This is a genomic window from Winogradskyella alexanderae (genome assembly GCF_020166335.1).
Classification (GTDB): Bacteria; Bacteroidota; Bacteroidia; order Flavobacteriales; family Flavobacteriaceae; genus Winogradskyella; species Winogradskyella alexanderae.
On sequence record NZ_JAIUJR010000006.1, the window covers coordinates 220875 to 233239 of the forward strand.

A 12365-nucleotide genomic window follows, 5' to 3' on the forward strand; every position below is an offset into this window, starting at 1 on the left:
ATGAACGAAAAAACAGTAACCCCAAGAGGAGCCTATCCACACACAAAACGTGTGGGTGATTTTATATTTGTTTCCGGTACCAGCTCAAGAAGACCCGACAATTCAATAGCAGGAGTTGATATTATTGATGAAATGGGTACCAAAAAACTAAATGCTTATACCCAAACAAAAGAAGTACTAAAAAATATTGAGCGCAATCTAGCAAAAGAAGGTGCAACGTTAAAAGATGTAGTCGATGTTACCTCTTTTTTAGTAAACATGAACGATTTTGCAGATTACAATAAGGCGTATGCAGAATTCTTTGATAAGGAAACTGGACCGGCAAGAACAACAGTTGCGGTACATCAATTACCACATCCAGATTTGGTTGTTGAAATTAAAGTAATGGCTCATAAGAAATCCTAATTTGAAAATCCAAAATTTCATAAATGGTAAATTTGAAAATCCAGTAAAAGATACTTGGATAGATAATTATAACCCTTCCAATGGTGAAATTTATGGCAAGATTCCTAACTCATCAGTAGAAGATGTAAAACTCGCCTATCAAAGTGCTAAAACAGCGTTTCCTGGTTGGAGTAATAGCACATTAGAAGAGCGCAGTCGAATTCTAATTAAGATTTCTGAATTATTAGAAGCCAATCTACAACGCTTTGCAGAAGCTGAAAGCAGGGATAATGGTAAACCTATTTCTTTGGCTAAAGCTGTAGATATTCCCAGAGCAGCGAGTAACTTTAGGTTTTTTGGAAATGCCATTACTCAATTTGCAAGTGAAAGCCATGAATCAGTGGGTCATTACGCTATTAATTATACACTGAGACAGCCCATTGGTGTTGTAGGATGTATAAGTCCATGGAATTTACCGCTCTATTTATTCACTTGGAAAATTGCACCAGCAATTGCAGCAGGTAATTGTGTTATTGCAAAGCCTAGCGAAATTACACCTATGACCGCTTTTTTACTTGGAAAAATATGTAATGAAGCTGGTTTACCTAATGGCGTTTTAAATATTATACATGGTTTGGGTACTACAACTGGTAATGCCATCGTAGAACACCCAAATATTAAAGCCATTTCATTTACTGGTGGTACAGCAACTGGTGCTCATATCGCCAAAGTTGCTGCGCCAATGTTTAAAAAACTATCATTAGAACTAGGCGGTAAAAATCCAAATATCATTTTTGCAGACTGCGATTATGATGATATGTTAGAGACCACAGTTAGGTCATCATTTGCCAACCAAGGTCAAATATGTTTATGTGGTAGCAGAATATTTGTCGAGACATCCATCTATGAAAAATTCAAAAAAGATTTTGTCGAAAAGATCAAACAGCTTAAAGTAGGCCACCCTTCTGATCCTACTACAAATATTGGTGCACTGGTATCAAAGCCTCATCTTGAAAAGGTAAAGTCATATATAGACATAGCCAAAGATGAAAACGGTATAGTGCTATGTGGTGGTAACCAAGTCACAATTAAAGATTATGAAAATGGATACTATCTGGAACCCACTGTTATCGAAGTTATGAATGATGAATGCAGAGTAAATCAGGAGGAAATATTTGGGCCAGTCGTTACCCTAATGCCTTTTGAAACCGAAACCCATGTCTTAGATATGGCCAACAAAGTAAAATATGGTTTGTCTGCAACATTATGGACCAATGATCTAAAACGCACCATGAGAATGAGCAATCAATTACATGCAGGAATTATTTGGGTGAATACTTGGATGATGCGCGACTTACGTACACCTTTTGGTGGTGTAAAAGCTTCTGGTGTTGGTCGTGAAGGAGGTTTTGAAGCACTTAGGTTTTTCACTGAACCTAAAAACGTTTGTATTAAATATTGAACATTCATTGATATAAAAATCAATATTCTGTATCTTTTGGTAATAATTTTAAACCAAATACCATGAAAACTAAAGTAATGACATGCCTACTCTTACTTGCCTCATTGGCAATAACAGCACAAGAAAACTGGAAAACACTCAAGAAAGATGCATTCGCAATTTCATATCCTGATAACTGGGAATCTAGTGACCAATTGTCTCAACCAGGAATGCAATTTCTACTTCTATCGGACGAAAGTACAATGGATGGAGATAAGTTCAGAGAATATATAAATTTAACTACTGAAAGTCTAAACGGCCAAGAACTTACCGTTGAAGAGTACGCAAAAATATCCCTTGATCAAATTATGACACAACTCCCTGATTCTAAAATAGAATCGAATAATGCTACGCAATTAGATGGGCTTGCTACTAAGGAAGTAGTCTGGTCTGCAGATTTTGGTAATGGAAATTTACTGAAATTCAAACAGAGCATACTATTATTTAACGGTAAGGCATATATTTTAACATTCTCCTCCTCTACTGCAGAATACGACGATTACGTTAAAATAGCAGATCTTATTTTTCAAAGTTTTAAACTTGCTAAATAAATGAATTTAGAACTAAATAATAAATATGCTCTTGTTTGTGGTAGCACAGCAGGTATTGGAAAAGCAACTGCAATTGCACTCGCAAACGAGGGCACAATTTTAACACTTATTGCACGAAACGAAGAAAAGTTAAAAGCCACTATAGAAGGACTACCTCAACAACACAAGCACAACTTTATTGTCGCAGATTTCAGCAATCCAGACGAACTAGAAGAAAAGATCTCGACTTTTATTAAACAAAATCACGGATTTCATATTTTAATTAATAATACGGGAGGGCCTCCTGGTGGACCAATTTTTGATGCGACTTTAGAAGAGTTTGAACACGCTTTTACACAACATTTAAAATGTAATCATGTATTGGTTCAAACTTTGGTCCCATTCATGAAAGAACAAGGTTTTGGGAGAATAATAAATGTAATCTCAACTTCTGTAAAACAACCTTTGGATGGGTTGGGTGTTAGCAACACCATCAGAGGGGCTGTTGCCAACTGGAGTAAAACGCTCGCCAATGAATTGGGTCAATTTGGTATTACCGTAAACAATGTACTTCCTGGCGCTACTGCCACTGAAAGACTATCCCAAATTATAAAAAATAAAGCTAGCAAAACCGGTCAATCCGTAGAAGAAGCTTCAGATGCAATGAAAAATACAGTTCCAGCCAAACGTTTTGCGCAACCAGAAGAGACCGCAGACGCCATAACCTTCCTAGCTAGTGAAAGAGCCAGCTATATCAACGGAATAAACCTGCCTGTTGATGGTGGCCGAACAAAAAGTTTGTAACTTTATAGTATCACCAAATTAAATACTTTAAACATGAGTAAGTTATATCCACCAATTAATTTTAAAGCTTGGATTGAAGAAAATCGACATTTATTAAAACCACCTGTTGGCAATAAGGTCGTCTGGAAAGATGGAGATTTTATTGTAATGGTTGTTGGCGGACCTAATGATCGTAAAGATTACCACTATAACGAAACACCTGAATTTTTCTATCAAATTGAAGGTGATATTATATTGAAGGTTATCGATGAAGGTGAACAAAAAGACATACATATTAAAGAAGGAGAAATCTTTTTACTGCCACCAAAGGTTCCACACTCACCTCAACGCGGTCCAAACACCGTTGGTTTGGTTATAGAATATCCGCGCGACAAAGGCGTGAAAGATAAACTGCAATGGTATTCGGAAAAGGATGCAAGCTTATTATATGAAGAGGAATTTACCCTTGAAAATATTGAGACGGATATGCCAGCAATATTTGATAGATATTACAATACTATAGCGAAAAAAAACTCTAATAATTAAATACGCTTTGTAAAATTACCTTTAATGGTTAAAATTAATGACTAAACGTAAGCTAAGAATAAACGGCCATTCGCATCTTCTTCCCTATCCTGAAGAGATACCAGATTTTATGAGAGATAAAGGTATTTTCTGGGTTGATAAGGATAGAAAATTTATGCTTCAAAAAGATTGGAATCGACCGATCACCGATTCTAGTTTTTTCTTAAATGAGAAACTCGCTTGGATGGAGCATTTTAAGATAGATCATGCTGTTGTGCTTAACCTTTCACAATTATATGGTAATGGCTTACGACTGGAAGAAATGAAACAGGCTTTACGCTTTCAAAATGATTTCAATGCAAAGATCCAGCACGACAATCCAAGCAAATTTACATGTGGTTTTGTAGTACACCCTGGCTTTGTTAGAGGAGCATGCTGGGAAATTGAACGCTGTGTCGAGGTTTTAGGGATGCGTTTGCTTTGCCTTCCGACACATTACATGGACACCATTGGGACGTGGCGCTGCATTTTTGACGAAGAAAACGAACCCATTTTTGAACTGGCCGACAAGTACAATCTTGCAGTAGAAATTCATCCTTATGATGGTGAGAAATTCATCAAACTAGAGAACACCTCATGGCGTTTTCATCTGATATGGATGCTTGCACAATGTGCTGATGCTTATCACTTTTTAACACTTAATGGATACTACGAAAAATATAAAAACATGCGTGTTTGTTTTGCCCATGGTGGGCAATTGGCACAAATAAATTTAGGCAGGAGAATTCAAGGATTTGACGGCAGACCAGATTTGTTTGAAGATAAAATTCACCCAAGAAAAGCTGTAGGTCATAAAAATATCTATTTTGATACTTTAGTTCATGACACAGGCTCTTTGCAATTATTGATTAAAAATCAGACCTCCAAGCAAGTAATTATGGGGTTAGATGATCCGTACCCTCTAGGCGAAATGGAAAGTATTAAACAGTCCTCCTATCCTGGTAAAATACTGGATCTCGCTATAGAAAGAAATATAATTACTGAAGAAGAAAAAGGTGAAATTTGGGAGGACAATGTTATTAAATGGCTGTGTGGTGAAGATGAAGACGCAAAAAAAACACTTTACAATAGAATCCTGAGCTAATGTATTTTTTACCAAATGCAATAGACAAATACGTCGTTGAACATTCCGACGACGAACCAGAATTACTTCAAGAGTTAACAAGAGAAACATACCAGAAAGTTCTACAGCCCATAATGCTTAGTGGTCCTTATCAAGGTCGCGTTCTGAGTATACTATCAAAATTAATACGCCCAAAAAAAGTATTAGAACTTGGCACCTTTACAGGCTATTCAACATTATGTTTGGCAGAAGGTTTAGAAACTGATGGAGTTATCCATACCATAGATATTAACGAAGAACTCGAAGATTTGCAAAGGAAATATTTTGACAAATCCGGTTATGGCCATCAGATTATCCAACATATTGGAAACGCTCTAGAAATCATCCCAAAAATTAATGACACATTTGATCTAGTTTTTATAGATGCTGATAAGCCAAATTACTCGAATTATTTTCAGCTTGTAATCGGTAAATTAACTAAAGGTGGTATCATACTATCAGACAATGTACTTTGGCATGGTAAAGTTGTTGAGCCTCTTAATTCCAAAGATCACTCTACAAAAGCTGTTTTGGATTATAATAATTTATTAAAAAACGATCCAAGAATCGAGACTGTTCTATTACCAATACGTGATGGATTGACAATCAGTCGAAAAAAATAAGGTTACATATCACGCTTTAAAGAACCAGTAAAATCTTCGAGATCATCCTTTACTTTATTTAGTTCTTCATTTATGTTTTTGGTTACCTCTGTATCTATAACATTATTTTCTTTAGCACTTTTTGTAACTTCATGCTTAATATCGTTTGTTGCATCTCTCAAAGTACGCATTCCTTTACCTAAACCTCTTGCAATTTCAGGTAGTTTATCTGCTCCAAAAACAAGCACAACAACGAAAAGCACAAAAATTATTTCAGTGCCTCCTATGAATAGGTATGTCATGAACTTTATCACATTACAAATATAGAGTGACTTTATGTAATAAAAAAAGCCGACTCGTTAAAGTCGGCTTAATAATTTATATATAAATTAATCTTTCAATTGATTCTTGAATTTTTCGAACTCGCTTTCTTGAACCTCCCTTGGCCAAGAATTGTTAGAGGTATCAACATCTGCTGTTTCTAAATCAGGATCTACTGTTATTGCAATAATTTCCTTATCACTTGCAATTGCTCTTTTGGCCTCCTTATCATTTAAACGCCAAATTTGTGCTGGGTAGGTAATTTTCTCCTTGGTTCCATCTTTGTAGGTATATTCTACAATTAGAGGCATTACTAAACCACCTGGTTTATCAAAGGTTACTTCATAGAAGTATCTTGGAGGTGTCTTCATAGCAATTCGTTCTTGTGGGGAGAAATTATCCATTAAATATTCTTTAACGGTTGGTAAATCCGTCATTCCTCCACTAGTTAGGGCCTCATCATAACCTTCTTTTCCTTCTTCAATAAAATAAACAAGGCTGTTAGGATCCATTCTGTAGCGTTCAGCAAGGCGTTTTCCTTCTTCGTTTGGATTATTGGTAACAGCAAACTTTTTTACTTCTTTTATTCCAATATCAGTATAATCAGTTGTGTAAAACCATCCTCTCCAAAACCAATCTAAATCAACCGCCGATGCATCTTCCATAGTGCGGAAAAAATCTTCTGGTGTAGGGTGCTTAAACTTCCATCTGTTCGCATACTCCTTAAAGGCATAATCAAATAAATCGCGACCCATTATGGTTTCACGTAGCATATTCAAACCTGTTGCAGGTTTTGAGTAAGCATTACTACCAAACTGATAGGTGTTCAAACCTTTTGTCATAATTGGCGCAATATAATCTTGGTTGCCACTCATATAGCGTACAATATTCTTTGCTGGACCTCTGCGCGAAGGATAATTAGTTTGTCCTGGAGATAAAGCTGCAGGGTACCATTGACCAAAATCTTGTTCGGCAACATATTGAACAAAGGTATTTAGACCCTCATCCATCCAGGTCCACTGACGTTCATCACTGTTTACAATCATGGGAAACCAATTATGACCGACCTCGTGGATTATAACGCTTATCATACCAAATTTTGTTCTGTCTGAATAGGTACCATCTTCGTTAGGACGTCCAAAATTGTAACAAATCATTGGATACTCCATTCCCATTGGCGCATGCACCGAAATGGCTTTATGGTAAGGATAATCAAAAGTCATACGTGAATATGATTTTAAGGTACTTGCAACAGTTTTAGTAGACCACTGTTCCCATAATGGATTCCCTTCCTTAGAATAAAGCGAAACTGCCATTACATCTTTACTACCAAGCTTCACAGCCATCATATCCCAGATAAATTTACGTGAGGTTGCAAATCCGAAATCACGCACCATTTGCGCAGACAATTTCCACGTTTTCTTATCCTTGCTTTTAGTCTTTTCTGTGACGCGCGCTTCTTCTTCAGTTACAATTACAACAGGCTCATCGTAAGATTTCTGAGCTTTTTTGTAACGCTTCATCATGTCTTTAGTAAACACTTCTTCTCTGTTAGTGAGATAACCAGTACCATCTAGAATATGATCTGCCGGTACTGTTATGTTTACATCAAAATTACCAAATGGTAAAGCAAATTCATCTCGTCCCCAGAATTGAGAATTCTGCCAACCTTCTACATCATTGTAAACTGCCATACGTGGGTAAAATTGAGCCATAACATAAATACGGTTATCATTTTCTTCAAAGTACTCGTACCCAGAACGACCGCCATCTCTCACGTGATCATTTATATTATACCACCATTTAATCTTAAATGAAAACTTCTCTCCAGTTTTTAATGGTTTTGGTAACTCAACACGCATCATTGTGCGGTTGATAATATGAGGCAAACCCTTTCCGTTTGTATCTTTTACATGCTCAATATTAAAACCGCCATCAAAACGTTCCTTTAAATAAGATGATACTGCTCTTGACGATGTAGTTGCAGGACCAATACCAGTATTATTAATTAATGGGGTCTTGGAATCCCTTGCACGCATGTTTTGGTCTAATTGTACCCACAAATAGCTCAATTGATCTGGAGAGTTGTTGGTATATGTAATGGTTTCATCTCCATATAAACGCGCATTGTCATCATCTATTTCAATATCCATTTTATAATCTGCCTGTTGTTGGTAGTAAGCTGGTCCTGGTGCTCCAGATCCTGTTCTAAACATATTTGGCGTGGCAAACTCATCATATAATTGCTTGAACTTATTCTGGTTTGTGTGGCCCTTTTGTCGCTCAGGCTTTATTTCATTTTGCGCATATGTACTTACAGAAAATATTAATGTAGCACATATTAAGTACTTAAGAAATTTCATATGCTCTAGTGTAGTTTTAAAAAATGATGTCGAAAATAGCCAAATCTCCTGGCTTATGCTATGTTTTAATTAAAGTTTAACACGCAGTTGTCATTATCTGGAATTAATAAATAACTCTTGTTTTTATTGTTTATTTTCAATCGAACAATATTTTGCTGATCAGGATAAATATCAAAAAGAACTCTATTCTTAACTTCGATACTACTTATTGCCTTAATGTCCGAAATCTCTAAATAACAATAGGCAATATCTTCTTTATACTCTTTTCCCAGGAAATTAAATTTTTGGGATTTATTATTTATGGTCACTTCTAATTTATCTGTTAAGTATCGCGTCATATAATCATCGACCAGAATAGATTCATTATCAATCGCCAAGGTTATTCTTTCATCAAAGCGTTCTCTTATCATTCTTTCAAAATCATCGATAAAGATTTGTGTAATTATTTGAACGGATTCCTCTTTTTGAACATATTCTATATTAGTAACACTAACATAATATTCATGCTTGTGACCACTTGAAATTAAGAATGGCACTAAAAAAAGTAATAAAAAGAAGTTAAGTCTACGCATTACTAATTATTTAAGAAATTGAATCCAAACATTATTCCAAATTTAGTTTTTAACCGTAGATTTCTGATTATTCAAATAAGTATTTAACTTTAATTTTAAAAAATCAATGGCTTCTATATCATTTTTTCTAGCACATAAATCCAAAAATCCTTCGTCTTCCTGACAATAAAGAAAATATTCTGCTCTTAAGTTTTCAGCTAAATCTAAATCTTCAAAAAGTATAGACTCATACTCTTGCCTTAATCTGGAGATACAGGCATCACGATTATCAAGATCAACGATTAATCTCAACTTTTTGGTTCTACCACTTATACGATTTAAAAGTTTATGAAAGTTTACTCCTAAACCACCTCCAAAAGGACCACCAGAAAGGGAGAGAATATCAGGCCCACCGTCAGCATCAAATAATTTCCTTTCATTTATAGTAAGTGGTTTTCCTTTAAATCCAGGGATTCCCAAATCGTAAAAATTAATTTCGGGCTCGACATCAGAATTTTGCAAATCAGATTCTAGACTACCTGTTAATATTTTTCCAACTATGACCTCATCTAACTCGTTCACTTTTTCTGTTAAAAATATACGTAATGTTCTAGAATCTAATGTTGATTGAGAAATAACTACTTCTTTAGGTTGGTATTTTAAACTGGAAATGAAAAGTGTATCAGACAATTTAACTTCAATAGCAAAGTTGCCCTTTTCATCAGAAACTGTATATTTTGGTGCAGAAGTATTTAAAATATGAATTCCTTCAACATCATCATCTGCGATGAGTTGCCCTTTAATCTCAAATCGTTGGGCTAGTAATACACTGCCTGAAAAGAAAAGGTAGCAAAACAAAAGAAATTTAATTCTTATCACCTTTAGTTTTTAGATAAGATCTACTCAGTTGATTAATACGCTCCAAAAATTGAATTTCCTTATCCTTTGCCAGTAAGGTTTTATCAATACCCTGGTTCTCAACATAATCTATAAAGGCATCTATTTCGTTTAGGGGAATTCCAAAATTAACATGTATGAAATTGAAACTGTATTGCTCTAATGCTTTTTTGAATGGTGTTTTCCCTAAGGTTTTATCGCGTTCAGTTAAATTCTTTCCTTCTATATCAACTACTTGACTTACTAAAAAGCCAGCTAAGTTTACCAAATTCAACATATTGTCTACCCTAGGATTGTATTCATTAAAAGCAACATTTTCAACTTTGGTATTGTAATCTGCCGAAAATTTAAAATCTTCAATATGGTCCAACCCAAAATACACTTCATCAAGGCTTACATTATAAGTCCTTACATTTTCTAAATCTGCTCCAAGATTACCTGTTAAACCAAATGGCAACAAAACAACCTCGTCAAGTTTATTAATCTCTTCAACTAAAATTACTGTCATTTGTTTAGATTTCAATATCTCTTCTGTAATAATTACAGTAAAATCCTTGAACTGTAGAGCAGCAAATTCTACCACATCATTTAAAGCTACATTTATTTTAAACTCACCATTTTCATCCGTTACAGTACCCATATTAGATGATGTATTATATACTGCAACTCCTTCTTTATCTGGAACCGACACAATTATTTTCCCATTTACACTGACTCTTTTAATATCCTGAGACATTGCCGTAAGGGTAATCATACAAAATATGATAAGTGCATTTTTTTTCATTGTAACTTTTATTAAACTTAAAGTTCGGTTATAATCTTTAATTCTCATAAAAAATCCATGGTAAATGTTTGTTAAATACATTTTAATCGATTAATTTTCCCCAGGGATTAATTAATTTTTTGTAGAAAATTCGTGAAGAATTTAATAATTGCAAGTACCTCTACGTTGCATGGTAGTGGGTATCTTGAATATTTGTTGGGTACATTAGAAACACACTTTAATGAATTCGACGAGGTACTTTTTATTCCTTATGCAAGACCTGGAGGCATATCATATGACTCCTATACCGCTATTGCAAATAAAGCTTTTAATAAAATCGGTAAATCAATCAAAGGCATTCATGAATTTAATGACCCACAAAAAGCCATTGCTCAGGCAAAAGGACTATTTACTGGTGGTGGTAATACCTTTGTATTGGTAAATAAACTCTATAAAAATAAAATTCTTGACAGTATTCGTGAGGCCATCAATAGTGGAACGCCATACTTAGGAACAAGTGCAGGAAGCAATATATGTGGACTCACAATGAATACTACTAATGATATGCCTATTATATATCCTCCTAGTTTCAAAACCTTAGGTGTTGTTCCGTTTAATATAAATCCACATTACTTGGATCCAGATCCAAATAGTAAACACATGGGTGAAACGCGCGAAACACGCATAAAAGAGTTTCATGCATTCAACACACAACCTGTAATTGGTCTCCGAGAAGGGAGCTGGATAGAGGTTAAGAACGGAAATTTAATGTTGAAAGGAAAACAGGACGCTAGAATTTTTGAAAACAACAAAGAACCGTACGAAATTAAAACAAATTCGAATTTGAATTTTTTAAACTAAAGACTATAAATATTAACTAAAATTAATTAAATATGACTTAAAAGAAGAAAGCTAACGAATTCATGTACTTGCGATTTTCAGTTTAACGACAATTATACTCCTACTTATCAAAAGCAATCTACCATTTGTCGAAACTCAATCTAAAAATAAAAATTATGAAGATATTTTTGTGGAGTAATCCCTAACACAACTCCCTCATAATTTTATTAGTAAAAACTCAACAATGACAATACTGAGAAACGCAATTAAAACGGCTAAAAGCTAAACCTTGTACACAAAAATGTATAAGAAACATGATTTAAACGTGACTTAATTAAATTTTTGTGTCCATTTATAATAACCCTTAATTATTATGAAAAAAATATTCCTGCTATTCGTAGCTATTAGTTCTTGCCTAATAAGCTACGGACAAGTAAAAATCGGAAACAATCCAAACCTAATTGATAGCAGCTCTTTACTGGAGTTGGAAAGTATAGATAAGGTGTTAGTTGTTACTAGAGTTTCCACTTTAGAAATGAATGCAATAACACCTTTAAATGGTTCTATCGTCTACAACACAGACGAAAACTGTCTTTTTCAATACAACAATAACAGTTGGACATCACTTTGTATTGATGTCATGGAAAACGAGACTGTAACTACCTTAGTAGACAATAATGACGGTAGTTTTAGCTATACAAGCGAGGATGGTTCAATTACCATCATTCAAAAATCAGCATTATTAGATAATGGTAACGGGACCTTTACTTTTGACAGTGGAAATGGCGCTCCCATTACAATTGATGTTAGTGCTTTAGAAACCTTGACGTCTATTGTAAATAATTTGGATGGAACATTTACCTACAATGATGAAGATGGAAACTCTACGGTAATTGATATAGCAAATCTGGAAACACTTACTTCCATTGCATTGAACCCGGATAACGTGAACATCGACTATACCGCCGAAGATGGCGTGGTGACGCAGCTGGACCTTACGGCTATCGTGCAGAATCTTGAGACACTGACGACGCTCGTCGATAACAACGATGGTACCTTTACCTATACCGATGAGGACGGTGGGACCACAATATTGGATGTTTCCAATCTGGAAACGCTTACCAGCATTGCATTGAACCCGGA

Annotated in this window: 13 protein-coding genes and 1 pseudogene; 9 read left to right on the forward strand and 5 right to left on the reverse strand. The window is 35.0% G+C overall.

Going from position 1 to position 12365, the window contains the following annotated elements:
• The 7 genes from LBU54_RS10560 (at position 1) to LBU54_RS10590 (ending at position 5508) form a co-directional block, all read left to right on the forward strand.
• Positions 1 to 405, forward strand: a complete 405-nt coding sequence (locus LBU54_RS10560) for a RidA family protein (protein ID WP_224529185.1) — start codon at positions 1 to 3, stop codon at positions 403 to 405.
• Between the two features lies 1 nt (position 406).
• Positions 407 to 1846 carry an aldehyde dehydrogenase gene (locus LBU54_RS10565; protein ID WP_224529188.1) on the forward strand — a complete coding sequence of 480 codons (1440 nt, stop codon included), beginning with the start codon at positions 407 to 409 and terminating at the stop codon, positions 1844 to 1846.
• A gap of 62 nt (positions 1847 to 1908) precedes the next feature.
• The gene (locus LBU54_RS10570; RefSeq protein WP_224529191.1) at positions 1909 to 2436 is read left to right on the forward strand and encodes a DcrB/PsbP domain-containing protein; all 528 of its coding nucleotides are present in this window, start codon (positions 1909 to 1911) and stop codon (positions 2434 to 2436) included.
• Positions 2437 to 3219 (forward strand): SDR family oxidoreductase, encoded by a 783-nt coding sequence (locus tag LBU54_RS10575; RefSeq protein WP_224529192.1) that lies wholly within the window; start codon positions 2437 to 2439, stop codon positions 3217 to 3219. It abuts the gene before it with no gap.
• 33 nt (positions 3220 to 3252) lie between these two features.
• The gene (locus LBU54_RS10580; protein WP_224529193.1) at positions 3253 to 3744 is read left to right on the forward strand and encodes a 3-hydroxyanthranilate 3,4-dioxygenase; all 492 of its coding nucleotides are present in this window, start codon (positions 3253 to 3255) and stop codon (positions 3742 to 3744) included.
• 37 nt (positions 3745 to 3781) lie between these two features.
• A complete protein-coding gene (locus LBU54_RS10585; RefSeq protein ID WP_224529194.1) occupies positions 3782 to 4867 on the forward strand; it encodes an amidohydrolase family protein in 1086 nt (361 codons plus the stop codon).
• Positions 4867 to 5508 carry an O-methyltransferase gene (locus LBU54_RS10590; RefSeq protein WP_224529195.1) on the forward strand — a complete coding sequence of 214 codons (642 nt, stop codon included), beginning with the start codon at positions 4867 to 4869 and terminating at the stop codon, positions 5506 to 5508. Before LBU54_RS10585 ends, LBU54_RS10590 begins: the two co-directional genes overlap by 1 nt.
• A 2-nt stretch (positions 5509 to 5510) precedes the next feature.
• Here the strand turns inward: LBU54_RS10590 and tatA are convergent, their stop codons facing one another.
• From tatA to LBU54_RS10615, 5 genes are all read right to left on the reverse strand, one after another.
• On the reverse strand, positions 5511 to 5789 hold the full coding sequence (gene tatA, locus LBU54_RS10595; protein ID WP_224529196.1) for a Sec-independent protein translocase subunit TatA/TatB: 279 nt from the start codon (positions 5787 to 5789) through the stop codon (positions 5511 to 5513).
• A gap of 87 nt (positions 5790 to 5876) precedes the next feature.
• Positions 5877 to 8171, reverse strand: coding sequence for a M1 family metallopeptidase (locus tag LBU54_RS10600; RefSeq protein ID WP_224529197.1), 2295 nt, complete (start codon positions 8169 to 8171; stop codon positions 5877 to 5879).
• 65 nt (positions 8172 to 8236) lie between these two features.
• Positions 8237 to 8743 carry a DUF6702 family protein gene (locus tag LBU54_RS10605; RefSeq protein WP_224529198.1) on the reverse strand — a complete coding sequence of 169 codons (507 nt, stop codon included), beginning with the start codon at positions 8741 to 8743 and terminating at the stop codon, positions 8237 to 8239.
• A 42-nt stretch (positions 8744 to 8785) separates the two neighbouring features.
• Positions 8786 to 9601: a carboxypeptidase-like regulatory domain-containing protein gene (locus LBU54_RS10610; RefSeq protein WP_224529199.1), complete on the reverse strand. Its 816-nt coding sequence runs from the start codon at positions 9599 to 9601 to the stop codon at positions 8786 to 8788.
• On the reverse strand, positions 9588 to 10403 hold the full coding sequence (locus LBU54_RS10615; RefSeq protein ID WP_224529201.1) for a carboxypeptidase-like regulatory domain-containing protein: 816 nt from the start codon (positions 10401 to 10403) through the stop codon (positions 9588 to 9590). The genes LBU54_RS10610 and LBU54_RS10615 overlap by 14 nt, the downstream gene beginning before the upstream one ends.
• Before the next feature lie 132 nt (positions 10404 to 10535).
• On the opposite strand from LBU54_RS10615, the gene pepE reads away from it, so the two are divergent.
• Together pepE and LBU54_RS10625 are read left to right on the forward strand one after the other, a co-directional pair.
• Positions 10536 to 11243, forward strand: a complete 708-nt coding sequence (gene pepE, locus LBU54_RS10620) for a dipeptidase PepE (protein WP_224529204.1) — start codon at positions 10536 to 10538, stop codon at positions 11241 to 11243.
• Between the two features lie 352 nt (positions 11244 to 11595).
• Positions 11596 to 12365 (forward strand): annotated as a pseudogene (locus LBU54_RS10625) (hypothetical protein); the annotation flags it as partial.

Excerpts from the sequence above, each read along its gene's own strand:
- LBU54_RS10560 (WP_224529185.1), top strand. The coding sequence starts at position 1 with ATGAACGAAAAAACAGTAACCCCAAGAGGAGCCTATCCACACACAAAA.
- LBU54_RS10600 (WP_224529197.1), bottom strand. The coding sequence starts at position 8,171 with ATGAAATTTCTTAAGTACTTAATATGTGCTACATTAATATTTTCTGTA.
- LBU54_RS10575 (WP_224529192.1), top strand. The coding sequence starts at position 2,437 with ATGAATTTAGAACTAAATAATAAATATGCTCTTGTTTGTGGTAGCACA.
- LBU54_RS10580 (WP_224529193.1), top strand. The coding sequence starts at position 3,253 with ATGAGTAAGTTATATCCACCAATTAATTTTAAAGCTTGGATTGAAGAA.
- LBU54_RS10605 (WP_224529198.1), bottom strand. The coding sequence starts at position 8,743 with ATGCGTAGACTTAACTTCTTTTTATTACTTTTTTTAGTGCCATTCTTA.
- LBU54_RS10585 (WP_224529194.1), top strand. The coding sequence starts at position 3,782 with ATGACTAAACGTAAGCTAAGAATAAACGGCCATTCGCATCTTCTTCCC.
- LBU54_RS10615 (WP_224529201.1), bottom strand. The coding sequence starts at position 10,403 with ATGAAAAAAAATGCACTTATCATATTTTGTATGATTACCCTTACGGCA.
- tatA (WP_224529196.1), bottom strand. The coding sequence starts at position 5,789 with ATGACATACCTATTCATAGGAGGCACTGAAATAATTTTTGTGCTTTTC.
- LBU54_RS10590 (WP_224529195.1), top strand. The coding sequence starts at position 4,867 with ATGTATTTTTTACCAAATGCAATAGACAAATACGTCGTTGAACATTCC.
- LBU54_RS10570 (WP_224529191.1), top strand. The coding sequence starts at position 1,909 with ATGAAAACTAAAGTAATGACATGCCTACTCTTACTTGCCTCATTGGCA.